Raw genomic sequence first — 24,246 nt, forward strand, 5'->3', positions numbered from 1 at the left:
AGAATGATTCTGCCAGTGGGGACATATTAACGCAAAAGTTGCAGAACGTTCTGCGGAACCTGATTAGCCTGGGCCAGCACAGAAGTACCTGCAGACTGCAGGATGTTAGCGCGGCTCATTTCAGACACTTCAGATGCGAAGTCAGCGTCGAGGATACGAGAACGAGACTCAGACAGGTTGTTAACGGTGTTGTTCAGGTTGCTGATAACAGAATCGAAACGGTTCTGTACAGCACCGAGGCCAGAGCGCAGTTTGTCAACCTGAGCAAGTGCCGCGTCGATTTTTTTCAGCGGATCGGCAGTGGATTGCGTTGCTACCATAGCCGTTTCCGTAAATTTTATTTCAGCATTATATGCTGTATTGGTTATGGTCAAATCAACTTTTGCCAGGTTACCTTTACCATCATCAGTGTAATAATTTCCTTCGTTATCTTTCGATAATGTTTTACCTCCTAATCCAGCCACTGAATTTGCATCTATTGTAATATCTGCAGAATATTTTTCACCCACGACTGAGTGTAAATTATTTTCATCTAAACCCGATATTGGTATTGTATTATTAACACCAAGATATCCATTACCCTTATTAACAAACTGGTAATAATTATTATCATCACATTTTCCGTACATTATCCCTGTCGAGCTATCCTTCACAATATCGGTAATTTGGGGTTTGCCGGGTTGGGTAAAAACTGCATCTACATCGGCAATATCATAAGTTCGTTCTGACTCGAACGTGTCACCGACATTTAAAGTGGTCAAATTTCTTACAGTTACTCCACTAACATTGAATCCAGTCATTTTTAAATTATCAGCATTCATTTCGTTTAACTGAATATCAATGGTCTCATTATCATTAGCTCCGACTTGTATAGAGAGATTTTGATCTTTGCTTAAAACTTTCACGCCGTTAAATTCAGTCTGATCGGAAATACGATCAATTTCAGCCAGACGGGCATTAATTTCATCCTGGATAGACTGGCGGTCTGAATCAGAGTTAGTACCGTTCTGCGCCTGCACCGTCAAACGACGGATATTCTGCAGGTTATCGTTAACTTCGTTCAGCGCACCTTCAGTGGTCTGCGCGATAGAAATACCATCGTTGGCGTTACGGGAAGCCTGAGTGAGGCCTGAGATACTGGCGGTGAAACGGTTGCTGATAGCCTGGCCTGCAGCATCATCTTTTGCGCTGTTAATACGCAGACCCGAAGACAGGCGCTGAATTGCCGTTCCCAGAGTGGACTGAGATTTGTTCAGGTTATTCTGTGCAACAAGGCTCAGAGCATTAGTATTGATTACTTGTGACATCTATGTGATTCCTATGCGTTGGGCGGGAGAAGCCGCTGACATCTAATTAAAACCAAATATGAAAAAGTGTTTGGCAGCATGAACTATTTAAAAAAACACATGCAATGTTGCTGCCGTATGTCAAATATCGGCAGCTAAGTGAAATGACTAAAGGGACGAAAATGGAGATATGGAATGAAAAATGCAGGAGTGTCGTACAAGAACGCGCTGCGACTGGGTAACTTATTGACTTAAAATGACGTCCCAGGAACTTCTAAGTCGTGGGCCGCAGATTCAAATCCTGCAGGGTGCGCCATTTCCTCTCCATATGTTTGAATCCTTTTCGCAAATTAAACCATCACTTTTTTGTCGCGGTTTTGCTAAACAATTAATACAGACAGGATTCTGACCAGGAAAGTGAAAAGGAAAGGAGCAAGCAAAGTTGCTCCCTTAAATCATTAATACTCAAGAATGCCGTGAGCGACAGGCAAATAGCGCAGGGAGAAATAGAGCACGTCTTTACCACAGGAGGAACGTTTCGCTAACAGCGAAGCAATTTCTGCATCCGGTTTTGGTTTTGCTTCAAAGGTTTTACCTTTACCGGCGACAAACAGTTCATAAACAACGCCGCTGGCGGGGGAGAAAGTTTGGCAATCGGCACTGGCCTGCAGATAACGCTCACGCTGTTCGGCAGTAAGTTTATCGACGCCGCTACCATCCTGAACCCAGACGTGGATGCCAGTAGATTTCACTTGTTCAAGCAGTTGCCGATAGCCATCGGGTGACATGTTTCCGGCGAAAAAGCTACTGATATAAACCGGTTTTGCCGAAACATCACTGATCAGCCGTTGTGAGTTGTTTAACCATTTCAGCAATGGCTGACGAGCGGCTTCGCTGCGCCAGTTCAGGTCGTCAATTTCTGCGCTGATATACCAGCCATCCGGCGTAACGCCGGGTGCGGCGCTCCATAATCTGGCCTGCTGGAGATCGGCGACCAGCAAGCGATTAAGATAGCTCTCCAGCGCCGCGGACGACTGCTTCTGATGCAGAAAAAATTCCGGATCGGCATGCAAACCGACAATCAGCTTCAGGCCAGCTTGTTGCGCTGCTGCGGCACGTCTGAACAATAATGTCCGCTGTTCTGGCTGGGTGAACGCATCGCCGTAACGGGTCCATTGCAGAATCAGGGTGTCGAATCCTTGCAAATGCAACTGACTCATCAGCCCACGCCACTGGGCGTCGGTGACCTGACTATCGCGATTTTGTGGCTGCCAGATAATACCTTTCATCGCAAAGGAAAAAGGACTGACCAACAAAAGTGTCAGCAATACGAAAATTAACTTACGCATTTACCAGTGCACTCCAATGGTGAGAAACGCGTTGTTGCGCTCCCCTGTACGTTGATTAATCGCCTTAAAGGTATGTTGATATTCGACGCCGAGACTGACTTTGTGCGGCCAGGCGTCGTAGTGCGTCTCGCCGGTCCAGATGTTCCAGCGAACGCCGACGCCGCCCACCTGCGCGCCCTGAGTACCTTTATCCCGATAGCCGTTACCTTGTACGTGAGCGTAAGGTTCAATAGTCTGCCCGTTCGCTACCTTCTGGTGCCAGCTAACTCGATAATCTGCCGTCCACGCCTGAATATCCTGACGAAAATATTGCGCCGCATCGAGATACAGGTTTTGCGCAAACCAGCCAGAACCGTTCGGGTGCCACTCATCGCTGTATTTTCCGCCGTTAAAGAACGAGGCGCTGGCACGCAGCATGGTGTCGGAGGCGCCATTTTGCCCGTTTAGTGGGAACTGCTGTTCAACGGCGAGGAAAAAGATCTGATCGCGCAGCGGCTTCCAGCGCAATCCGGTGCCGGACATCGGATTTTTCACCGGCATCATCACTCCGTTTTCTCCGGTATCGGCAAAGACGCGGCTATAAACCGAGAGCAGGTCGCCTTCCAGCAGCATATTGCGCCCGATGCGGTACTCCGCTTCCAGCTGCCCGTAACTGCGATAGCTTTTACCTGGCGCCGAACCGCCGACATTATTGCTTGCCGAGCTTATTGCCCCTGAGCGTAACCCGATAGAGGAATCAAAATTAAAACTCCAGCGGCGACCGGTATCCTCATGCAAACGACGGAAATTAAAGCGTTGTTGATTTTGTTCCGGCGTTAGCGGTGTAATCAGCGCCTGATTATCAATGTCATCAATCACCTGCCGTGCGTAGTGCTGCGTCGCAGGCATGTCATCCAAACGCTGGTTCACGTAGGCCAGTTGTCGGATCAGTGCCGGATCGTCCGGTAGTCCTTTATGCGCCTGTTCCAGCATCTCCCGCGACTGCGCGATATCACCACTATCCCACAGGGCGTAGCCGAGCGCCGCCTGGGTGTTGCTGTTATTGGGCTCCAGTTCAAGCGCGGCGCGCAGATCGCTCACTGCCGCTGAGACATTATGACGTTGCCGATAAATCGTTGCCCGCGCGACGTAAGCATTGGCAGAAGGCGCAATGTTAATTGAGCGAGTGAGATCGTTCAGTGCAAGTTCTGGCTGAGCTGGGATATAACGTTGCGCATGCAGCCACCAGTATTGGGCATTGTTTCCCAGCCCGCGTTGTTCTGCCTGTTGAAGCCAGCGATCGCGAGCCGCGCCATTTCCCGCCGCCTGAGCGGTATTGGCGGCGGCGAGCAGATCCTCATTGCTCATATCGTGAAGGCTGATTTTCTCCCAGGCTGCCAGGGCGGTGTTGTAGTCTTCCACCTGGTATGCCTGATAAGCCACTGCGCGGTGTTGCCAGGCGTTCGGCTGCCTTTTTTCCGCCTGAAGCCATGCATATAACGCCACGCCGGGGAGTGTTTCCCGATAACACTTCGCCAGGCGGTTCCAGGCGGCAGCATCGTAAGAAGGTGACATATCCCCAAGCAAACTAACGATTGCCGGGCAATTATCCGCAATACCCGGTAACTGGCTTTGCCACTGACGTTGCGCCGCCAGCGGCAAGGGTTTCGATAAAATCGCCACTTTTGCAGGCGTCGCCAGGTAAGGATGACTTTCCAGCAGAGAAGCCAGCCGTGTCATTAAAGTCTGGCTGACACGCGCATCGCCCTGGAAGGGATAGCGTTGCAATAATAAATCGGCAGCTTCGCGTGACTGCCCGGCCTGCATCAGTTGCCAGGTGAGTTGATCCAGTCGCGTAAGATTTGCCGGTTCTCGCTGATACAACAATCGTGCCAGACGCAGCGCTTCTGCTTTATTATGGGTCGCCACGCTGATGGTATAACGCTCTTCAAGCATTTCATCGGCGGGGAGGGTAGCGAGCAGTCTTTGCGCCGCGTCGTACTGACCTTCTTTTAACAGCACCGGTAACGTTGCGCCAACAACATACTGGCGGTTATCGGCAAACTGTACCTGATGATTCGCTAATGTCTGCACGGGATTGGCGCTGTATTTCGATAACAGATAGAGCCAGCTTTTCTCTTGAGCATCCGTGGTAAATAGCGGCGTATTTTCAGCGAGATAACGCTGGAGACGTGTTTTTTCGCCACGATAAGCCAGCGCGGTCGCGTAAGTAATGTATGACTGTGGATCGGTGAAGATTCCCACTGATTGCAGAGCAAGGATCCGATCGTCCAGCTGCCCGGCAAGAAGCACGTCAAACCACTGACGGCGCTCTGCCGCGTTTAATGTATTCTGCTGGCGTGCTTCATTGTATAGCGTATCTGCCTGCGACCATTGTTTCAGATAGATTGCCCGTTGTAGCAGATCGGTTCGCAGCGTTTTTCCTTCCGGCGATGCGGCAAACGTTGCATCGTTCAGTTGCGCTCTGGCGACAGGCAACTGCGCCAGCCGCAGGGCATTCTGCCCGACTTCACTGCGACAACGCAGGGTCGGTGCAGCATCGCACGCTTTTTGCTGGGCGAGCAACTCTTCAACAGTAGTGACGCTTTTCACTTCCACTGGAATTGCCGCCAGATTTCGCTCAAGCCGGGCATCCCCTGGGTGACGTTTCAGTTGATCCTCAAGCAACAGCCGCGCGCGGTCATCATGACCAAAATGGCGATAGGCTTCCGCAAGGTATAACGTCAGCGGAATATTATCCGGCACCTGCTGGTGTATATATTCAAATTCGCGGATGGCGGTTGCTTCGTCGTTATTTTTCTGTGCCTTCAGCGCCTTATCGAGACGGGGATAAATAACAAAATGGCGATAGTCGCTCAGCCCCAGCTCTTTTGCGCTGGTGCCGATATTGTCTGCGAGTGCGCTGGTACTCAATAAAGACGTCAGCAGTAAACCAGACCATCCGATGACGCGATTAAGGTTATTCTCCTTCATTTTCGGACTCCAGTTGCGCAACCTGTTCTGTGTTTAAACCTGCTTTGAGTAATAATGATTGCATCGAAACTTGTAATTCGCGTTGAATTGACAGTACGCGATCCAACGTTTCCTGGCTGATAACGCCTTCGGTGACCAAAAACTTGCCGAGCGGCAGAGAACTGCGTTCATGGCGCAATAACAACACGTTAATGGCTGAACGATTAATATGACCGAGCGTGGTCAGTATTTCGGCGAACAGGAACTGATGCGGCACATATTGCCGCCAGATTTCACCGGCCTGCTGTTCCGTGAGCCACTGATGCTGAACCGCATTGTACAACATTGCCCGTGGATCGTGGCCGCGCCGACGTGCATACCAGTGACGTAATCCAGTGACAATTTGTCCACGCAGAACAATGACGTAACGTACTTTCCGTCCGACCTTACGCGCCAGCGCTGCCAGAGAAACCGGGTCAATACCGTCTTCACTGCCGACAATTAACTCATCATTTTCCAGACGCAGCGGCAGCACCGCATAATGTAGCGCCACAGAGGCCGGCATTTCGGCAATCAGCGAAGAAGGGATCTGCCAGGCATCGATGGATTCCCACGCCACGCCGTTTTGTTCAGCCAGCGCTTGCGCCAGTTGTTCGGCGCTGATCAATCCTTGCATTAGCATCGAACCGCCGAGACGTAAACCTTCGACACGATTACGCAGTGCTGTATCGAGTTGCTCTTCGGTGATGACCTGATTTTCCAGCAGAATTTGACCTAATGGGCGCAACGAACGGGTATCGCCAGTCACGCTGGGGAAATCGTGCGTCGTTTTATCCCACGCCACGCGACGCGGATCGCCGTGCTGAAGAACCTGTTTCAGCGCGCGCCAGTTAGCCATAAAGTTAATCAGGTTGCCCCAGAACAGACGCAGGATGGAAAGCAGGCCCTGTGTCAAACCGTAGTAGCCGGTGACAAAAATCACCCGCTGCACAATGCGGTTAACCATCAAGCCAAAGTTTAGCCACAGCAGGGTCATAAACCATGCACTGCCGCTGAAGATAGAAAGGAAATGCCAGGCATCAGGCCACAAGCTTTCATACGCCAGCAACAGCAAAAGCTGGATCATTACCAGCATCGCGAGGAAGCTGACAAAGTTACTGATTGCCCCTTTGCGGTCGCGCCAGAGAAAGTAGTTCAGCGTCAGGCTGGAGGTCCATTTGTGAGTTTTAAAACCCTGGAAAACAATGCCGATGATCCAGCGAGACTTTTGCCGAACCGCAGTCGAAAAGGTATCGGGGAAATATTCGCGCACGCAGATCATGTTTGATGTCCGTGCGTGCTGTAAAAATTTACGCTGCTCGCGTTCTTTGGCTTCGTCCACCACCGGAAAACGGACAAAAATTTCCGTCATACCTTTCTCTTTCAGGCGGAAACCAATGTCGTAATCTTCAGTAAGACTCTGCACGTCGAAAGCGATACCGTCACCGTCGGCTAACAGCGCGGTCACGGCGCGGCGGCTGAAGCAGGTACCGACGCCTGCGCTAGGCACCTGTCCGGCGAGAGCTTCACGCACCGGAACATCTTTGCCATGCAGTTCTGAAAACTCATCGATATAGGTCATGCTGGTGAAGTGCGTCCATTCGCGTTCGAACGGATACACCGGGATCTGAATCAGATCTTTACGCTCGACCAGATAGTTGAACAGACGCAATTCCATTGGCGAAATCACGTCTTCAGCATCATGCAGGATAAAACCAGCAAAGGCGAAATTGGCGCTACGTTCAAACTGGGTAATGGCATCCAGCACATTGTTCAGACAGTCTGCTTTACTGGTGGGGCCAGGACGCGCGCAGACCACCTTGTGCACGTTCGGGAAGCGAGCGCACACTTCGTCAACATCACGCTGAGTGTCAGGGTCGTTGGGATAAGTGCCAACAAAGATATGATAGTTTTCGTAGTCGAGCGTGGTCGCTGCCAGCTCGGCCATATTGCCGATGACGCCTGTTTCGTTCCACGCCGGAACCATAATCGCTAATGGTTTTTCATCCGGCTTATACAGTTCGCGGTAACTCATTCGCGGGTAGCGGCGATAAACACTCAACTTGCGCTTAATGCGGCGTACCCAGTAGACGACATCAATGAAAAAATCGTCCAGCCCGCTGATGAACATTATGACCGCTAACGTTATCGCGATTACTTTTAAGCCGTAGAGCCAGGTAGCAAAAACATCAAGAAGCCAGTCCACACAAAAACCTTACATTAACGCTGGTTATGTTTAGGGTGGCGTATATTAAGGTTTTTTATGAATTGTGACAGCTTTTTACCGTTAATAGGTATGACTATTGCGGCACGTTATTTTTACACTGGTTATAAAAGCTGCCGATTGCGTAGAATGTAGACAAAAGCGTGGTGTCAAGGAGGGGAGGTTAACGTCATAGTGAAGAGGAGCGGTGGCACCGATCAGGTCATCATGTAGTGGAAGTGCCTGGAGGAGGTGAGCAGGGGAGATCATTTTCCCCGTGCTGAACAAAAAGACGGCGTTGCTGTGGGTACAGGAAGGTTAACTTCATTTCTCTTTCGACTATTAAAGTTTAATATTCAACCAGGAAATAAAGAACATTAAAATAACAAAGGAAAAAATAATCAAAGAGACATTCCTGAAAAATTCGTGCTCATAAAAAAGATAAAAAACGTACAAAATTGCGCACGCAACTTTCAGGACGTTTTTATGTTTAGAATTTTCTTTATCTTTAAAATTACATAAAAATATAAAGAAATATGAAAGCATGGCTGAAAACATCATTGATAAAGCGCGATATGGCAATCCTGAATTAAAGGTTTCGACTCCTAATAATATTATCGATAGCGTTGCAATTATAATTGCCACTTTTTTACTAGATGTGAAGGTGACGACAAAAAATATCAATGATATAAATAAGAAAGAAAAAAATATATAAATATTCGTTGATATATGTACTTTATGAGGAACAGTAAAATAGGTATAAATGATTGTAATTATGATGGAAATTATTCTGTATAGCATGCATGCTAACAGGCCAATCAGTAGTTTGTTTGCAAATTTATAAGGGGATTCGCTATTGGTAGATTGCATGGTTATTATGCTCTTAAGTTGTGTATTTTATTGGAACATTTCCTGGTTGACTAAAACAATGCTTTTAATAGGTGGTGGTGTAAATATCAATGTCATGCTCATTATCACAGACTACTATTACTCTACGAGTTATGTCAAAAAATAACGTTAAATCATAGGTTCCCTGTTCTCTGAAAATACTCTGCACAAATGAGGTGAAATTATTCCCATTTATAACTATTTTTACTTTACCTTCATAGATAAGCCAGCAACGGAAGCATTCAGCTGTACCAGATAATGTCACTATCTGACTGATTAGAAGATTTATATTGACCGGATGAGGTAAAAAAAGTCTGTCGTTGAGGCAATCAATATTATGTGTTTGATGAAACTCTTTTCTCATTAATGACGAGTTATCATATAGCAGGGTTATACTAAACGAGTCAATTCCATCAAGCTTTTGCATAAATTTGTTTGCTTTATAAATAAGCAACTTTGCTTGTGTTTTTGTCATGATGGTGATCTTTTATGCAAGGGGGAATTATTGGAATTCAAATGTTTTATATTCCTCTGTAATCATCTTTAAACTTAACATAGCCATGTCTCGGGTATCTTCATCATCAGATTGTAGAGAAATATTTAATCCTTTAATTAAGGTGTTATCGGGAAAAGCCATTGCTAATAATGAACACCAATATCGGACACTTTTTATTGTCAGAGGATTTTCCAGTATGTTGGCTATATTTGAAGCTACAATGTTTTTATCACACTTGTACAAAAAATCTTCGACCAACTGATATACACCGAAGCCATCACCTTCCCCAAACGATTGTAAAAATAACGGTATGGCTTCTTCTGCGTGATTTGCACCAAAATAAAGCCTTACATTGTTATATTTATTGATAAGTTCCTGAGTGATGTCATAATCATTTGGCATAGGTTGGTTTAGAGCAAGGAATGCTAATGCTTCTTTTTTAGTCATATTCATAATGGTTAATATTGCTTGCTGGAAGAATTAAGGTAAAAATGGTTCATAGACAGAATTAAATAGGAAGTCTTGTTTCCAGATAACTTTATCATGAAAAAGAGATTTGGCTTGATGCGTATAAATAATATGAGGATAAATAGTTTCTCCACCATAAATCATGTTCTTTCCCGTTACACCGGAGAATTCATTGGTTTTAATCTGTCGTTTAAGCCAGTGAATGACTTTACATAAGCATATTAATTTATCCGCAGAATCAGTTGTATTAATTTCTGTAAGTTGTAAAATTTTTTCCCCATTATACTCAATTAAATGCCCCGGCTTTATTTCAATCCAACCGCAACAACGATCAATGCTACTAAACTTTATTCTTCTATTGTTAGGTCTAATTCTGGGAATAAGATAAATTCGATGTGCTACAGCAGGGATTTTTTCTGTTAAGATATCTAATTGCTTAGAGTATTCATCTTGTAGTGCAAACCAAATTGTATGTAATTGATACTTTGAGGCTATAATAGCGAGCCAATCAGACAACTCTTCATTCGTGCAAAAAACATTTATCCTGGCAGTTGCCATTCTTAATCCTTTTTATATAAAGATTTTTATCCGCATCTTATAAACTTGCTTACATCATTGGTTGAAATGATTTTTAATTGTGATTGTATGAACATCACCGAAATAACTTGATATGAATAAAATAGCTAAAGCGAAATGGATGACGTGTTACTAAAAAACCATCCTGAAAAGGAAGCCTGAAAAAACGAGATGACGAAACTTCCACTCTCCATATTTCATCTGAAAAATAACTAAATTCGATATGGTTTTCATATAATCTCATTTCACGTAAGGTTCCGCTACCATAGGGGATCGCAATAGTAACGTGTTCCTGAATATCCTGTTTTATATCTATCAATAGCAATTCAAGAGATTCTTCAAAAGGTACGTCTTCAGTCACAAATAGTAAATAACGCCCATCATCTAATAAAATTGCAGTTTCAAGATAATCTGCAGGAATTGTAATTCCTGTATTTTTACCATGTGTACAGACTTCAGATTTAGAGCCAAAACGAGAGCGATCATCTATTTTTTGAATGAGTGATAGCGATATATAATTAACTTTTTCCATATCTTTTTACTCAAGATAAATGGATGAGATTACGAAAGCATTAAATGAGAAATTCATTATTTTGATTTTTTTTTGCATGTTATTTTTAATCAATTTTGTAATCATGGGAATAGTTATACCTTTACTCTAAAGAACCACTGGTTATATATTTTTACCTACGGCTCATGTCTAAATATTTCTCGAATTTCAAAAGTTGAATATCCTTCGGTTTCCAATAAATCAATAAGCTCTTCCTTTGTTAGTTGATAAACACTAATAGGAAATGATATGCCAAGTCCTGAAATTGAACTTAGTAGTTCTTTATCTAAAATTTCAAAATTGCATTGATGTGAATAATATACATTGTAAAATAAATCTACACGGTCGACACCGTTCGTGGTAAATGCTATATGATTTTTTAAAATAAAATCGATATACCATTTTTGGTACTCGGTTAATTTATATTCAATGCCAATACAATCTGGATGTTGAAGTGATAGTGCGCCAAAGTCGTATTGGCGGTGCCGTATTTTATCAACATCGGTCTTTTTGTTTGAATCAATAAATTTGAATGATTCTTTAAGTTGTGATAATAATTTATGCGGAGATAAATTATCACCATATAAATCGAGTGTAATACGAATTATTAACAAGAGTTTATCCATTAAAAATAATATAAGTTGTTTTTATAAAAATAATATATTTGGCTGGTGAAGTTATCCGGATAATACATTCATGTTATATATATTATCCAAAGGCAGTTGCGCTACCGCCATACCCTGATAAAACTCACCATCTGCACGAAACGGATTTTACGCTTTTTCTGTCGACGAAATATAAATTTCTCAATTCAAATAATATCCATTGCGTTATCCGACCAGTCACTCCCTCTCCGGCAGCACAATCACAAACCTTGTCCCCCGCGCATCCGACGTTACCGCAACCGTGCCTTTATGCGCCACAACAATTGATTTCACTATCGCCAGACCAATGCCGCTACCTTCGCCTTTTCGCTGACGGGAAGGGTCAACGCGATAGAAACGGTCAAACAATCGTGGTAAGTGCTCGGGCGCAATGGGCGTTCCGGGGTTTTCGACGGAAACTTGCACCTGGTGATCGACCGTCTGGCAGCGCACTACAATTGCCTTTCCGGTTGGCGTATAACGCAGGGCGTTAGAAAGCAGGTTGCTTAACGCCCGACGCAGCATCAGCGGATCGCCCGCAACCTGACACTTGTCGCCAACAAACCGCAACTCCACGCCGCGATCTTCTGCTAACGCCTCAAAAAAATCGAACACTTTGCCGACTTCATCCGCCAGGTTGAGCATTTTCTTTTCGGGGATTAACTGGTTGTTATCGGCCTGGGCGAGAAACAGCATATCGCTGACCATTTTCGCCATTCGCGTCAGCTCTTCGAGATTAGAGTAGAGCACATCTTCCAGCTCCTTCTGGCTGCGAGACTGGCTGAGGGCGATTTCGGTTTGCGTGATGAGATTGGTAATCGGCGTGCGAATTTCGTGAGCGATATCCGCTGAGAAATTGGACTGGCGGGTAAAGACATCCTCAATACGCTCGATCATATGGTTGAACGACAGTACCAGCTGTTCCAACTCAATGGGCACGGTCTGCGGGTCAAGGCGAACGTCGAGATCTTTCGAGGTGATATTCTGGATTTGACGGCTGACGCTACGGATCGGCGCGTGACCTTTATGTACCGCCAACAGCACGATAAAGACGATCAGGATGCTGATGATCGATGCGGTCATAATAAGTTTATTCATCAAATCATTTATGTAATGAAGATGAAAATCGATCGAAAGCGCGATGTAGAGCGTATAAATCGGTTTGCCGTCCACCAGCGGGCCAACCGGCAAGCTAATCATCCGCCAGTTGCTGTGTTCCATATGCCCGTGACCGTGGCCCGGCATCATAATCGTCGGGCCGGAGAGGAGAAACACTTCGCCACCTTGGGCATCTGTATCGGGTATTGCGTCACGAGCAAATTCGCGGATATCCGGCGCACCGGGGGAGTGATACACCGTTTTACCGTGGCTATCTGCCAGGGAAATCAACACGTTGGAATAACCACTGACGATATCTTCCAGCGTCATTAAGCGTCGGGCTTGCGTTTCGTCAGGGTGATTAAGTACCCGTTCAAGGGTAGCGCTAATCTCTTTTAAATCATTAATATCCTGCTCGGCAAAATGCACTTTTACCGAGTGGATCATGATCCAGGCAAAGGCGAAAAACGCCGCGATGGTGGCAAGGCTGATAAAAAAGGTCAGGCGGGTTGCCAGTGAAAATGGGCGCTGAAACGGCTTACTGGCCATCCGGCACCTCAAGCATATAGCCTACGCCGCGCACGGTTTGAATCAGCTTTGGTTCAAAGTCGTTGTCGATTTTGCCGCGCAGCCGCTTAACCGCCACATCAATGGCGTTGGTGTCGCTGTCGAAATTCATGTCCCACACCTGCGAGGCGATAAGCGAGCGGGGCAGCACTTCGCCCTGATGACGAAGGAAAAACTCCAGCAGAGTAAATTCTTTACTGGTCAAAGTGATGCGCGTGCCGTTGCGGGTGACTTTGCGGCTGACGAGATCGACCATCAAATCGGCAACCTGAAACTGACTTTCGATAATCACCGCCGCCCCGCGCCGCAGGAGAGTGCGCACCCGCGCCAGCAGTTCAGCAAAAGCGAACGGCTTCACCAGATAGTCATCCGCTCCCAGCTCCAGCCCTTTGACGCGATGTTCAATGGTGCCAAGCGCGGTAAGCAACAGAATCGGCATCCCTTTATTGGCGGAACGCAACATGCGCACGATATCCCAGCCGTTCACGTCCGGTAGCATAATATCGAGGATTATCAGGTCATAATCACCGGTCATCGCCAGATGGTAGCCATTCAGCCCGTTGTCGGCCAAATCGACCACAAAACCGGCTTCGGTTAACCCTTTGGTCAAGTATTCTCCGGTTTTCTTTTCATCTTCGACAATCAACAGTTTCATATTTCCTCCACATGTTGCCCGGGCAATTCTAGAGTAGCGGGATCAGATGGCAATCGCTTATTGGCAAAATGACAATTTTGTCATTTTCCTGTCACCGGAAAATCAGAGCCTGGCGAGTAAAGTTGGCGGCATAAAATCACCAGAAATTATGCGCCTATGTCTCATTGTAAATTCCTGACACTTTGTGTGGCCCTTGCGCTAAGCGGTTGCTCACTGGCACCGGATTATCAGCGTCCGGCAATGCCCGTGCCGCAGCAGTTCTCACTCAGCCAGAACGGCCTGGTTAACGCAGCGGATAACTACCAGAACGCGGGCTGGCGCACCTTTTTTGTTGATAATCAGGTGAAGACGCTGATTAGCGAGGCGCTGGTGAATAACCGGGATTTGCGCATGGCGACGCTGAAAGTTCAGGAGGCGCGGGCGCAATATCGTCTGACCGATGCCGACCGCTACCCACAGCTCAATGGCGAGGGCAGCGGCAGCTGGAGCGGCAATCTTAAAGGCGATTCCGCCACGACGCGGGAGTTCTCGACTGGCCTTAACGCCAGCTTTGACCTCGATTTTTTCGGTCGTTTAAAGAACATGAGTGAAGCCGAGCGACAGAATTATTTAGCCACTGAGGAAGCCCGACGCGCGGTGCATATTCTGCTGGTTTCTAATGTCGCGCAAAGCTATTTCAATCAGCAGCTGGCTTATGCGCAATTGCAAATAGCCGAAGAAACGCTGCGTAATTATCAGCAGTCCTATGCGTTTGTCGAAAAACAATTGTTGACCGGTAGCAGCAATGTTCTGGCGCTGGAACAGGCTCGCGGAGTGATAGAAAGTACCCGTAGCGACATCGCTAAACGTCAGGGGGAACTGGCGCAGGCAAATAATGCATTGCAACTGTTATTGGGAAGCTACGGCACGCTACCGCAAGCGCAGACAGTAAACAGCGACAGCCTGCAAAGCGTTAAATTACCGGCGGGCTTGTCGTCGCAAATCTTATTGCAGCGCCCGGATATTATGGAAGCTGAACACGCGTTAATGGCGGCTAATGCCAATATTGGCGCTGCGCGTGCGGCATTTTTCCCGTCTATAAGCCTGACCAGCGGAATATCGACCGCCAGCAGCGATCTGTCGTCATTATTTAACGCCAGCAGCGGGATGTGGAATTTTATACCCAAAATTGAGATCCCTATTTTTAATGCCGGACGCAACCAGGCAAATCTGGATATCGCCGAAATTCGCCAACAGCAGTCGGTGGTGAATTATGAACAGAAAATCCAGAATGCTTTTAAAGAAGTGGCAGATGCGCTGGCATTACGTCAAAGCCTGAACGATCAAATCAGCGCCCAGCAGCGTTATCTGGCATCGCTGCAAATTACTTTGCAACGGGCGCGGGCATTATATCAGCACGGCGCAGTAAGCTATCTGGAAGTGCTGGATGCCGAGCGTTCTTTATTTGCAACCCGACAAACTTTACTTGACCTGAATTATGCCCGTCAGGTTAACGAAATTTCTTTATATACCGCACTTGGTGGCGGTTGACACCAATATACTCGTCATACTTCAAGTTGCATGTGCTGCGTCTGCGTTCGCTCACCCCAGTCACTTACTTATGTAAGCTCCTGGGGATTCACTCGCTTGTCGCCTTCCTGCAACTCGAATTATTTAGAGTATGACTTTTAACTCCAGGAGAGAATAAATGAAAAAAGCACTGCAAGTCGCAATGTTCAGTCTGTTTACCGTTATTGGCTTTAATGCCCAGGCTAACGAACATCATCATGAAACCATGAGCGAAGCACAACCACAGGTTATTAGCGCCACTGGCGTGGTAAAAGGTATTGATCTGGAAAGCAAAAAAATCACCATCCATCACGATCCGATTGCTGCCGTGAACTGGCCGGAGATGACCATGCGCTTTACCATCACCCCGCAGACGAAAATGAGTGAAATTAAAACCGGCGACAAAGTGGCGTTTAATTTTGTCCAGCAGGGCAACCTTTCTTTATTACAGGATATTAAAGTCAGCCAGTAACCCAGGTTTAATGAGATGAAAAAAATCGCGCTTATTATCGGCAGCATGATCGCGGGCGGTATTATTTCTGCGGCAGGTTTTACCTGGTTTGCCCAAGCTGAACCGCCCGCAGAAAAAACGTCGACCGCAGAACGTAAAGTCTTATTCTGGTACGACCCGATGTATCCCAATACGCGGTTCGATAAACCAGGTAAATCGCCGTTTATGGATATGGATCTGGTGCCGAAATATGCCGATGAAGAGAGTTCTGCGTCTGGTGTGCGCATTGACCCGACTCAGACGCAGAATCTGGGAGTGAAAACGGCTACCGTCACGCGCGGGCCGCTGACTTTTGCCCAGAGTTTCCCTGCCAATGTCAGTTACAACGAGTATCAGTATGCCATTGTGCAGGCCCGCGCCGCCGGGTTTATCAATAAGGTTTATCCGCTTACCGTGGGCGATAAAGTGCAAAAGGGCACACCGCTTCTCGACCTGACCATTCCCGACTGGGTGGAAGCGCAGAGTGAGTATTTACTGCTGCGCGAAACCGGCGGTACGGCGACCCAGACTGAAGGCATTCTTGAGCGGCTGAGACTGGCGGGAATGCCGGAGGCGGATATTCGCCGCCTGATTGCCACGCAAAAAATCCAGACTCGCTTTACGCTCAAAGCGCCCATTGATGGCGTGATCACCGCGTTTGATCTGCGTGCGGGTATGAATATCGCCAAAGATAACGTGGTCGCGAAAATTCAGGGTATGGACCCGGTATGGGTCACTGCTGCGATCCCGGAATCCATCGCCTGGCTGGTGAAAGATGCCTCGCAGTTTACGCTCACCGTTCCGGCGCGACCCGATAAAACACTCACCATCCGCAAATGGACGCTGCTACCCGGCGTGGATGCTGCGACCCGCACGCTGCAGCTGCGTCTGGAAGTCGACAACGCCGACGAGGCGCTAAAACCGGGAATGAACGCCTGGTTGCAACTCAATACCGCCAGCGAACCGATGCTGCTCATTCCGTCACAGGCGCTGATTGATACCGGCAACGAACAGCGGGTGATTACCATTGATGCCGACGGGCGCTTTGTACCGAAACGCGTTGCCGTTTTCCAGGCATCGCAAGGCGTCACCGCGTTACGCTCTGGTCTGGCAGAAGGTGAAAAGGTGGTTTCCAGCGGCCTGTTCCTGATTGATTCCGAAGCCAATATTTCTGGCGCACTGGAGCGGATGCGCTCTGAAAGTGCTACCCATGCGCATTGAGGGAATAACCAATGATTGAATGGATTATTCGTCGCTCGGTGGCAAACCGTTTTCTGGTGCTGATGGGCGCGTTGTTTCTAAGTATCTGGGGTACCTGGACCATCATTAACACGCCAGTGGATGCGTTGCCGGATCTCTCCGATGTGCAGGTGATTATTAAAACCAGCTATCCCGGTCAGGCACCGCAAATCGTTGAAAATCAGGTGACTTATCCGCTAACTACCACCATGTTGTCGGTGCCTGGCGCGAAGACTGTGCGCGGTTTCTCGCAGTTTGGCGACTCTTATGTGTATGTCATTTTCGAAGATGGCACCGATCCGTACTGGGCGCGCTCGCGGGTGCTGGAGTACCTCAACCAGGTACAGGGTAAGCTGCCTACGGGAGTCAGCGCCGAGCTGGGGCCAGATGCCACGGGTGTTGGATGGATCTATGAATATGCGCTGGTGGATCGCAGCGGTAAGCACGATCTGGCCGATTTACGCTCATTGCAGGACTGGTTTCTCAAATATGAGCTAAAAACCATCCCTGACGTTGCGGAAGTGGCGTCGGTGGGCGGTGTGGTGAAAGAGTATCAGGTGGTTATCGATCCCCAGCGCCTGGCGCAGTATGGCATCAGTCTCGCCGAAGTGAAAAGCGCGCTGGATGCTTCAAACCAGGAAGCGGGCGGTTCGTCGATCGAACTGGCGGAAGCGGAATATATGGTGCGCGCCAGCGGCTATCTGCAAACGCTCGACGACTTTAATCATATCGTTTTAAAAGCCAGTGAAAATGGCGTGCCTGTTTATCTGCGTGATGTTGGCAAGGTCCAGATTGGCCCGGAAATGCGCCGGGGTATTGCCGAACTGAACGGCGAAGGCGAAGTGGCTGGCGGGGTGGTGATCCTGCGCTCCGGCAAAAACGCCCGTGAAGTGATCGCCGCCGTGAAGGACAAACTGGAAACGCTGAAAAGTAGTCTGCCGGAAGGCGTGGAGATAGTTACAACATACGATCGCAGCCAGCTCATTGACCGGGCCATCGATAACCTCAGCGGCAAGCTGTTGGAAGAGTTTATTGTGGTGGCGGTAGTCTGTGCGCTGTTTCTCTGGCATGTGCGCTCGGCGCTGGTGGCGATTATTTCGTTGCCGCTGGGGTTGTGTATTGCTTTTATTGTCATGCACTTCCAGGGACTGAACGCCAATATTATGTCGCTGGGCGGTATTGCGATTGCCGTCGGGGCGATGGTCGATGCCGCCATCGTCATGATCGAGAATGCGCATAAACGGCTCGAAGAGTGGCAGCACCAGCATCCTGACGCCACGCTGGATAATAAAACGCGCTGGCAGGTGATCACCGATGCATCTGTTGAAGTAGGTCCGGCGCTGTTTATCAGTCTGCTGATTATCACGCTGTCGTTTATCCCGATCTTCACCCTGGAAGGGCAGGAAGGGCGTCTATTTGGCCCGCTGGCGTTCACCAAAACTTATGCGATGGCGGGGGCTGCGCTGCTGGCGATCGTAGTGATCCCTATCCTGATGGGGTACTGGATCCGTGGCAAAATTCCGCCAGAAAGCAGTAACCCGCTCAATCGCTTTTTGATTCGTATTTATCATCCGCTGTTGCTGAAAGTATTGCACTGGCCAAAAACCACGCTGCTGGTGGCGGCACTTTCGGTGCTGACGGTTCTCTGGCCGCTCAATAAAGTTGGCGGGGAATTTTTACCGCAGATCAATGAAGGCGACTTGTTGTATATGCCATCGACGCTGCCAGGGATTTCCGCAGCGGAGGCGGCGAGCATGCTGCAAAAAACCGACAAGCTGATTATGAGCGTACCTGAAGTGGCGCGGGTATTTGGCAAAACTGGGAAAGCAGAAACCGCCACCGATTCTGCTCCGCTGGAGATGGTCGAAACGACCATCCAGCTTAAGCCGCAGGATCAGTGGCGACCCGGCATGACGATGGACAAAATCATTGAGGAACTGGATAACACCGTGCGTCTGCCGGGGCTGGCGAATCTGTGGGTGCCGCCAATTCGTAACCGTATCGATATGCTCTCAACCGGCATTAAAAGCCCCATCGGCATTAAAGTTTCCGGCACTGTGCTGGCGGATATCGATGCGATGGCGGAGCAAATTGAAGAAGTGGCGCGAACGGTACCAGGCGTGGCTTCTGCTCTTGCCGAGCGTCTGGAAGGTGGGCGCTATATCAACGTTGAGATTAACCGTGAAAAAGCCGCGCGTTACGGTATGACGGTGGCGGATGTGCAGTTGTTTGTGACTTCTGCAGTGGGCGGGGCGATGGTTGGCGAAACGGTGGAAGGGATTGCCCGTTATCCAATTAATCTGCGTTATCCGCAAAGCTGGCGCGATAGTCCGCAGGCGCTGCGTCAGCTGCCGATCCTGACGCCGATGAAGCAGCAAATTACCCTCGCAGACGTGGCCGACGTTAAAGTCTCTACCGGACCGTCGATGCTGAAAACCGAGAATGCGCGCCCGACGAGCTGGATTTATATCGATGCCCGCGATCGTGACATGGTGTCGGTGGTTCACGATCTGCAAAAAGCGATTGCCGAGAAAGTGCAGTTAAAACCGGGCACCAGCGTGGCATTCTCCGGGCAGTTCGAGTTGCTGGAGCGCGCCAACCATAAGCTGAAACTCATGGTGCCGATGACGTTGATGATCATCTTCGTGCTGTTGTATCTGGCGTTCCGTCGGGTGGGCGAAGCGTTGCTGATTATCAGCAGCGTACCGTTTGCGCTGGTGGGCGGTATCTGGTTGCTGTGGTGGATGGGCTTTCATCTTTCCGTGGCGACGGGTACCGGTTTTATTGCCCTTGCCGGGGTCGCCGCCGAATTTGGCGTGGTGATGCTGATGTATTTACGTCACGCCATAGAGGCCGAGCCGTCGCTGAATAATCCGCAAACATTCAGCGAGCAGAAGCTGGATGAGGCGTTATATCACGGCGCGGTACTGCGCGTGCGCCCGAAAGCAATGACAGTGGCGGTGATTATCGCCGGTCTGCTGCCGATTCTGTGGGGAACGGGAGCAGGTTCAGAGGTGATGAGCCGCATCGCCGCGCCGATGATTGGCGGCATGATCACCGCACCTCTGCTATCGCTGTTTATTATCCCGGCGGCGTATAAGCTGATGTGGCTGCATCGGCATCGGGTTTGGAAATAAGGGTAGAGCCGGGGAAGGATACCCGGTTTAACTGTGTGGATTGTGTCTTGCGACGATGGGCACTAAATGTTAAAAGGTGCCCCTCAACAAAAAAGACACACAGGGGAAAGGCGTGAAAAACGCGTCAACCGTATCGGAAGATACTGCGTCGAATCAAGAGCCGACGCTTCATCGCGGATTACATAACCGTCATATTCAACTGATTGCGCTGGGCGGCGCTATTGGTACTGGTCTGTTTCTTGGCATTGGCCCGGCGATTCAGATGGCGGGTCCGGCTGTATTGCTGGGCTACGGCGTCGCCGGGATCATTGCTTTCCTGATTATGCGCCAGCTTGGCGAGATGGTGGTCGAAGAGCCGGTATCCGGTTCATTTGCCCACTTTGCCTATAAATACTGGGGACCGTTTGCGGGCTTCCTTTCTGGCTGGAACTACTGGGTGATGTTCGTGCTGGTGGGAATGGCAGAGCTGACCGCTGCGGGCATCTATATGCAGTACTGGTTCCCGGATGTTCCAACGTGGATTTGGGCTGCCGCCTTCTTTATTATCATCAACGCCGTTAACCTGGTGAACGTGCGCTTATATGGCGAAACCGAGTTCTGGTTTGCGCTGATTAAAGTGCTGGCGATTATCGGCATGATCGGATTTGGCCTGTGGCTGCTGTTTTCTGGTCACGGCGGCGAGAAAGCCAGTATCGACAACCTCTGGCGCTACGGTGGTTTCTTTGCCACGGGTTGGAAGGGGCTTATTTTGTCGCTGGCGGTGATTATGTTCTCCTTCGGAGGGCTGGAACTGATTGGTATTACTGCCGCTGAAGCACGCGATCCGGAAAAAAGCATCCCTAAAGCAGTGAATCAGGTGGTGTATCGCATCCTGCTGTTTTATATCGGTTCACTGGTGGTTTTACTGGCACTCTATCCGTGGGTGGAAGTGAAATCCAACAGTAGCCCGTTTGTGATGATTTTCCATAATCTCGACAGTAACGTGGTGGCTTCTGCGCTGAACTTCGTTATTCTGGTAGCATCATTATCGGTGTACAACAGCGGGGTTTACTCTAACAGCCGGATGCTATTTGGTCTTTCTGTGCAGGGTAATGCGCCGAAGTTTTTGACTCGCGTTAGCCGTCGCGGCGTGCCGATCAACTCGCTGATGCTTTCCGGAGCGATCACTTCGCTGGTGGTGTTAATCAACTATCTGCTGCCGCAAAAAGCGTTTGGTCTGCTGATGGCGCTGGTGGTGGCAACGCTGCTGTTGAACTGGATTATGATCTGCCTGGCACATCTGCGTTTTCGTGCAGCGATGCGACGTCAGGGGCGTGAAACACAGTTTAAGGCGCTGCTTTATCCGTTCGGCAACTATCTCTGCATTGCCTTTCTCGGCATGATTTTGCTGCTGATGTGCACGATGGATGATATGCGCTTGTCGGCAATTCTGCTGCCGGTGTGGATTGTATTCCTGTTTGTGGCGTTTAAAACGCTGCGTCGGAAAGCGAAATAATAGTGCCGATTGGATAAGGCATTCACGCTGCATCCGACAAAACGATGACAACAATCTGAAGCCGCTCTCATCCATTCGATGAGAGCGGCTTTTAATTACTGCTTAAATGCGTCCGCCAGGGAGCGAATATCATTGCTGGTTGGCGACTGATGAAGTCGCAGACCAAACTCTTCGACGATCGCAAATATATGGTCGAATATATCAGCCTGAATGCTTTCATATTCCAGCCACACCACGGTATTAGTAAACGCGTAGATCTCAAGCGGTAAACCGTTATCGTCCGGAGCTAACTGGCGCACCATTAAGGTCATATCTTTACGAATCCGCGGATGGTTACGCAGATATTCGTTCAGATAGGCACGAAAGGTTCCAATATTGGTCATTCGGCGCAGGTTTAATACCGACTCCGTAGAACCTTGCTGGCGATTCCACTCATTAATTTCCTGATGGCGGCTGGTTAAATAAGGCTTTAACAAATGCGCTTTATTCAGCCGCTGCATTTCAGTTTCATCAAGAAAACGAATACTGGTGACATCAATACTGATACTGCGCTTAATACGCCGCCCACCGGATGCCGACATCCCGCTCCAGTTTTTAAAGGAGTCAGATACCAACGACCAGGTGGGAATAGTGGTAATAGTATTGTCCCAGTTGCGCACTTTGACGGTGGTTAAGCCGATATCAATTACTGCGCCATCCGCGCCGTATTTTGGCATTTCCAGCCAGTCGCCCAGTTTCAGCATATCGTTCGCGGAAAGCTGAATGCCGGCCACCAGACCGAGGATCGGATCTTTAAACACCAACATCAGCACGGCGGCCATCGCGCCAAGACCACTGATCAGAATTGCCGGTGACTGACCAATCAGCAGTGAGATCATCAAAATGCCGACCAGAATCGCGCCGATCAGTTTAATCCCCTGAAATATCCCTTTTAACGGCAACTGTTTTGCCGCCGGGAATTTCTGTGCCAGATTCAAAATAACATCCAGCAACGAGAAGACTGAAAGCAGCGCATACATCATGATCCACAACTGCGCGCAGGTGGTCAGAATATCAGCTGCTTCGGTGCCTTTTTGCAGCCAGAATACCGCCTGAATATTGACGATAATCCCCTGGAGGGTAAAAGCTAAACGGTGGAAGAGTTTATTTTGGGTAATGATTTGCAGCCACAGCCGTGAACTGGCAATGGCACGTTTTTCGAAAGTACGTAGTACCACCCAGTGCAAAATAATATGCACTACAACGGCAGTCAGAAAAATAATACCGAAAATCATCACCATCGAGGTGGTGTGATCGATCTCAATACCCGCTAAATCTTCAACCTGGGATATTAAATCCTGCATAACGTCTCCTTTATACAACAGCAGCCTATGATGACGGCTGAAACAGGGTTATGCAAATCAGGAGAATCTGAGGGGAAATAGCCGGGCAGATGCCCGGCAAGGGAGAATTACACTTCGGTTAAGGTAATGTTTTGCGGCAGACGAGATTTCGGCAGCGTAGCGTTAAAATCTTCAACGCTGTGATGACCCACCGGAACAACCACCAGACTGGTGTAGCCTTTCTCTTTCAGACCAAATTCTGCATCGAGGATGGCGGCGTCAAAACCTTCGATGGGTACCGCGTCCAGACCCAGAGCCGCCACGCCCAGCAGGAAATTACCGACGTTGAGATAAACCTGTTTTGCCATCCACTCTGCATCATCATGCAGATCTTTACGGTGCATATCGGCGAAGAACTTGCGACCTTTATCGTTCGCGGCTTTCGCTTCCGGCGTGGCAAAGCGGCCATCAGCATCTTCCTGGTCAACAACCAGCTTCAGCCAGGCATCGTCCATCGCGGTTTTTGCACAGAACACCACAACGTGCGAGGCATCAAGTATTTTACGTTCGTTGAACACATAATTACCGGCAGCGGATTTGGCAACACGCGCTTTACCTTCTTCCGTGCTGGCAACAATAAAATGCCACGGCTGGGAGTTGGTGCTGGATGGGCTGTATTGCAGTAGAGTTTTGATCTGCTCGGTCTGTTCCGGGGTAAGTTTTTTGCTGGCATCAAATGCCTTAGTGGAATGACGCTTTAAGGCGACAGAAATGATATCCATAAAGACTCCATGTGAAAGTAATTTTGCGTGCCAGCAGATTACAAGGTTCAACGAGAAATGGTAAGCGAGAAAAATGCGCTATAGATTTACGTTTTAGCCAGGGCGCAGCCTTTTTTGATCGCGTTTAGCTAAGCCATCAACCACTAAATTCCATGAATCGTTGATCAGATCGCGAAGTAACGCTTCGGAGATTTCTTCGCCGGGATAGACCGAAATCCAGTGCTTTTTATTCATGTGATACCCAGGCTTAATGCTTGGATATATCTGCTGATTTAACAGGGATTTTTGTGGATCGGACTTCAAATTGATAAAGGGAACGCCGCGCAGTTCTGACGACAACATAAAAATCTTGCCGCCAATTTTAAACACATCAAACTCCGGGCCAAACGGCCAGCAAAGCTCGACAAAGGGTAACTCAAGGGCTAGGCGTTTCGCCGTTTCGTGCAGTGATTGCTTATCCAT

The 24,246-nt window shown here is 48.6% G+C and carries 20 protein-coding genes; 6 read left to right on the forward strand and 14 right to left on the reverse strand.

The annotated features are described in order from the left end of the window. Positions 1 to 26: 26 nt before the first annotated feature. From FEK42_RS16785 to nrfB, 4 genes are all read right to left on the reverse strand, one after another. A complete protein-coding gene (locus FEK42_RS16785) occupies positions 27 to 1,307 on the reverse strand; it encodes a FliC/FljB family flagellin (RefSeq protein WP_135492582.1) in 1,281 nt (426 codons plus the stop codon). Between the two features lie 437 nt (positions 1,308 to 1,744). Next, a complete protein-coding gene (locus FEK42_RS16790) occupies positions 1,745 to 2,635 on the reverse strand; it encodes a DUF4434 family protein (protein ID WP_135492584.1) in 891 nt (296 codons plus the stop codon). Next, positions 2,636 to 5,608 carry a bacteriophage adsorption protein NfrA gene (nfrA, locus tag FEK42_RS16795; RefSeq protein ID WP_135492585.1) on the reverse strand — a complete coding sequence of 991 codons (2,973 nt, stop codon included), beginning with the start codon at positions 5,606 to 5,608 and terminating at the stop codon, positions 2,636 to 2,638. It lies immediately after the preceding gene. Continuing rightward, complete coding sequence (nrfB, locus tag FEK42_RS16800) at positions 5,595 to 7,832, reverse strand: cyclic di-3',5'-guanylate-activated glycosyltransferase NrfB (protein WP_130206385.1); 2,238 nt, start codon at positions 7,830 to 7,832, stop codon at positions 5,595 to 5,597. The genes nfrA and nrfB overlap by 14 nt, the downstream gene beginning before the upstream one ends. Positions 7,833 to 8,373: 541 nt before the next feature. On the opposite strand from nrfB, the gene FEK42_RS22790 reads away from it, so the two are divergent. After that, the gene (locus tag FEK42_RS22790) at positions 8,374 to 8,544 is read left to right on the forward strand and encodes a hypothetical protein (protein ID WP_165488979.1); all 171 of its coding nucleotides are present in this window, start codon (positions 8,374 to 8,376) and stop codon (positions 8,542 to 8,544) included. Positions 8,545 to 8,763: 219 nt separating this feature from the next. Here FEK42_RS22790 and FEK42_RS16810 read toward each other — a convergent pair whose 3' ends face one another. From FEK42_RS16810 to cusR, 7 genes are all read right to left on the reverse strand, one after another. Beyond that, positions 8,764 to 9,192 (reverse strand): hypothetical protein, encoded by a 429-nt coding sequence (locus FEK42_RS16810; RefSeq protein WP_130206387.1) that lies wholly within the window; start codon positions 9,190 to 9,192, stop codon positions 8,764 to 8,766. Positions 9,193 to 9,219: 27 nt separating this feature from the next. Next, entirely contained in the window at positions 9,220 to 9,666 is a 447-nt protein-coding gene (locus FEK42_RS16815; RefSeq protein ID WP_135492587.1) for a hypothetical protein, read from the reverse strand. 27 nt (positions 9,667 to 9,693) lie between these two features. Continuing rightward, positions 9,694 to 10,239, reverse strand: a complete 546-nt coding sequence (locus FEK42_RS23070) for a hypothetical protein (protein WP_240783109.1) — start codon at positions 10,237 to 10,239, stop codon at positions 9,694 to 9,696. 94 nt (positions 10,240 to 10,333) lie between these two features. Next, positions 10,334 to 10,789, reverse strand: a complete 456-nt coding sequence (locus tag FEK42_RS23075) for a hypothetical protein (protein ID WP_240731122.1) — start codon at positions 10,787 to 10,789, stop codon at positions 10,334 to 10,336. 155 nt (positions 10,790 to 10,944) lie between these two features. Then, positions 10,945 to 11,421, reverse strand: a complete 477-nt coding sequence (locus tag FEK42_RS16830) for a hypothetical protein (protein WP_130206391.1) — start codon at positions 11,419 to 11,421, stop codon at positions 10,945 to 10,947. Between the two features lie 228 nt (positions 11,422 to 11,649). Further along, on the reverse strand, positions 11,650 to 13,098 hold the full coding sequence (gene cusS, locus FEK42_RS16835; protein WP_135492589.1) for a Cu(+)/Ag(+) sensor histidine kinase CusS: 1,449 nt from the start codon (positions 13,096 to 13,098) through the stop codon (positions 11,650 to 11,652). After that, entirely contained in the window at positions 13,088 to 13,771 is a 684-nt protein-coding gene (gene cusR / locus FEK42_RS16840; protein WP_113976066.1) for a copper response regulator transcription factor CusR, read from the reverse strand. The genes cusS and cusR overlap by 11 nt, the downstream gene beginning before the upstream one ends. Before the next feature lie 156 nt (positions 13,772 to 13,927). Between cusR and cusC the strand changes: the two genes are divergently transcribed. The 5 genes from cusC (at position 13,928) to pheP (ending at position 21,680) form a co-directional block, all read left to right on the forward strand. Beyond that, entirely contained in the window at positions 13,928 to 15,301 is a 1,374-nt protein-coding gene (gene cusC / locus FEK42_RS16845) for a Cu(+)/Ag(+) efflux RND transporter outer membrane channel CusC (RefSeq protein WP_138211898.1), read from the forward strand. Positions 15,302 to 15,458: 157 nt separating this feature from the next. After that, a complete protein-coding gene (gene cusF, locus FEK42_RS16850) occupies positions 15,459 to 15,791 on the forward strand; it encodes a Cu(+)/Ag(+) efflux RND transporter periplasmic metallochaperone CusF (protein ID WP_000709870.1) in 333 nt (110 codons plus the stop codon). A 15-nt stretch (positions 15,792 to 15,806) separates the two neighbouring features. Beyond that, positions 15,807 to 17,030, forward strand: a complete 1,224-nt coding sequence (cusB, locus tag FEK42_RS16855; RefSeq protein ID WP_135492590.1) for a Cu(+)/Ag(+) efflux RND transporter periplasmic adaptor subunit CusB — start codon at positions 15,807 to 15,809, stop codon at positions 17,028 to 17,030. A gap of 11 nt (positions 17,031 to 17,041) precedes the next feature. Beyond that, positions 17,042 to 20,185, forward strand: a complete 3,144-nt coding sequence (gene cusA / locus FEK42_RS16860; RefSeq protein WP_135492591.1) for a Cu(+)/Ag(+) efflux RND transporter permease subunit CusA — start codon at positions 17,042 to 17,044, stop codon at positions 20,183 to 20,185. 112 nt (positions 20,186 to 20,297) lie between these two features. Beyond that, positions 20,298 to 21,680: a phenylalanine transporter gene (gene pheP, locus FEK42_RS16865; RefSeq protein ID WP_135492592.1), complete on the forward strand. Its 1,383-nt coding sequence runs from the start codon at positions 20,298 to 20,300 to the stop codon at positions 21,678 to 21,680. 95 nt (positions 21,681 to 21,775) lie between these two features. Here the strand turns inward: pheP and ybdG are convergent, their stop codons facing one another. From ybdG to FEK42_RS16880, 3 genes are all read right to left on the reverse strand, one after another. Continuing rightward, the gene (gene ybdG, locus FEK42_RS16870) at positions 21,776 to 23,023 is read right to left on the reverse strand and encodes a mechanosensitive ion channel YbdG (protein ID WP_135492593.1); all 1,248 of its coding nucleotides are present in this window, start codon (positions 23,021 to 23,023) and stop codon (positions 21,776 to 21,778) included. Between the two features lie 107 nt (positions 23,024 to 23,130). Then, positions 23,131 to 23,784 carry an oxygen-insensitive NAD(P)H nitroreductase gene (gene nfsB / locus FEK42_RS16875; protein ID WP_105477963.1) on the reverse strand — a complete coding sequence of 218 codons (654 nt, stop codon included), beginning with the start codon at positions 23,782 to 23,784 and terminating at the stop codon, positions 23,131 to 23,133. A 93-nt stretch (positions 23,785 to 23,877) separates the two neighbouring features. Further along, entirely contained in the window at positions 23,878 to 24,246 is a 369-nt protein-coding gene (locus tag FEK42_RS16880; RefSeq protein WP_130206405.1) for an MmcQ/YjbR family DNA-binding protein, read from the reverse strand.

The organism is Escherichia sp. E2748, assembly GCF_005781125.1.
In the GTDB taxonomy this organism is placed as follows: Bacteria; Pseudomonadota; Gammaproteobacteria; order Enterobacterales; family Enterobacteriaceae; genus Escherichia.

What these genes read in the sequence shown, in the direction of transcription:
- cusB (WP_135492590.1), top strand. Translation starts at nt 15,807, where the DNA reads ATGAAAAAAATCGCGCTTATTATCGGCAGCATGATCGCGGGCGGTATT.
- nfrA (WP_135492585.1), bottom strand. Translation starts at nt 5,608, where the DNA reads ATGAAGGAGAATAACCTTAATCGCGTCATCGGATGGTCTGGTTTACTG.
- FEK42_RS16880 (WP_130206405.1), bottom strand. Translation starts at nt 24,246, where the DNA reads ATGGATAAGCAATCACTGCACGAAACGGCGAAACGCCTAGCCCTTGAG.
- cusC (WP_138211898.1), top strand. Translation starts at nt 13,928, where the DNA reads ATGTCTCATTGTAAATTCCTGACACTTTGTGTGGCCCTTGCGCTAAGC.
- FEK42_RS22790 (WP_165488979.1), top strand. Translation starts at nt 8,374, where the DNA reads ATGGCTGAAAACATCATTGATAAAGCGCGATATGGCAATCCTGAATTA.
- ybdG (WP_135492593.1), bottom strand. Translation starts at nt 23,023, where the DNA reads ATGCAGGATTTAATATCCCAGGTTGAAGATTTAGCGGGTATTGAGATC.
- FEK42_RS16810 (WP_130206387.1), bottom strand. Translation starts at nt 9,192, where the DNA reads ATGACAAAAACACAAGCAAAGTTGCTTATTTATAAAGCAAACAAATTT.
- FEK42_RS23070 (WP_240783109.1), bottom strand. Translation starts at nt 10,239, where the DNA reads ATGGCAACTGCCAGGATAAATGTTTTTTGCACGAATGAAGAGTTGTCT.
- FEK42_RS16785 (WP_135492582.1), bottom strand. Translation starts at nt 1,307, where the DNA reads ATGTCACAAGTAATCAATACTAATGCTCTGAGCCTTGTTGCACAGAAT.
- FEK42_RS16790 (WP_135492584.1), bottom strand. Translation starts at nt 2,635, where the DNA reads ATGCGTAAGTTAATTTTCGTATTGCTGACACTTTTGTTGGTCAGTCCT.
- cusF (WP_000709870.1), top strand. Translation starts at nt 15,459, where the DNA reads ATGAAAAAAGCACTGCAAGTCGCAATGTTCAGTCTGTTTACCGTTATT.
- cusA (WP_135492591.1), top strand. Translation starts at nt 17,042, where the DNA reads ATGATTGAATGGATTATTCGTCGCTCGGTGGCAAACCGTTTTCTGGTG.
- nfsB (WP_105477963.1), bottom strand. Translation starts at nt 23,784, where the DNA reads ATGGATATCATTTCTGTCGCCTTAAAGCGTCATTCCACTAAGGCATTT.
- cusS (WP_135492589.1), bottom strand. Translation starts at nt 13,098, where the DNA reads ATGGCCAGTAAGCCGTTTCAGCGCCCATTTTCACTGGCAACCCGCCTG.
- FEK42_RS23075 (WP_240731122.1), bottom strand. Translation starts at nt 10,789, where the DNA reads ATGGAAAAAGTTAATTATATATCGCTATCACTCATTCAAAAAATAGAT.
- FEK42_RS16815 (WP_135492587.1), bottom strand. Translation starts at nt 9,666, where the DNA reads ATGAATATGACTAAAAAAGAAGCATTAGCATTCCTTGCTCTAAACCAA.
- cusR (WP_113976066.1), bottom strand. Translation starts at nt 13,771, where the DNA reads ATGAAACTGTTGATTGTCGAAGATGAAAAGAAAACCGGAGAATACTTG.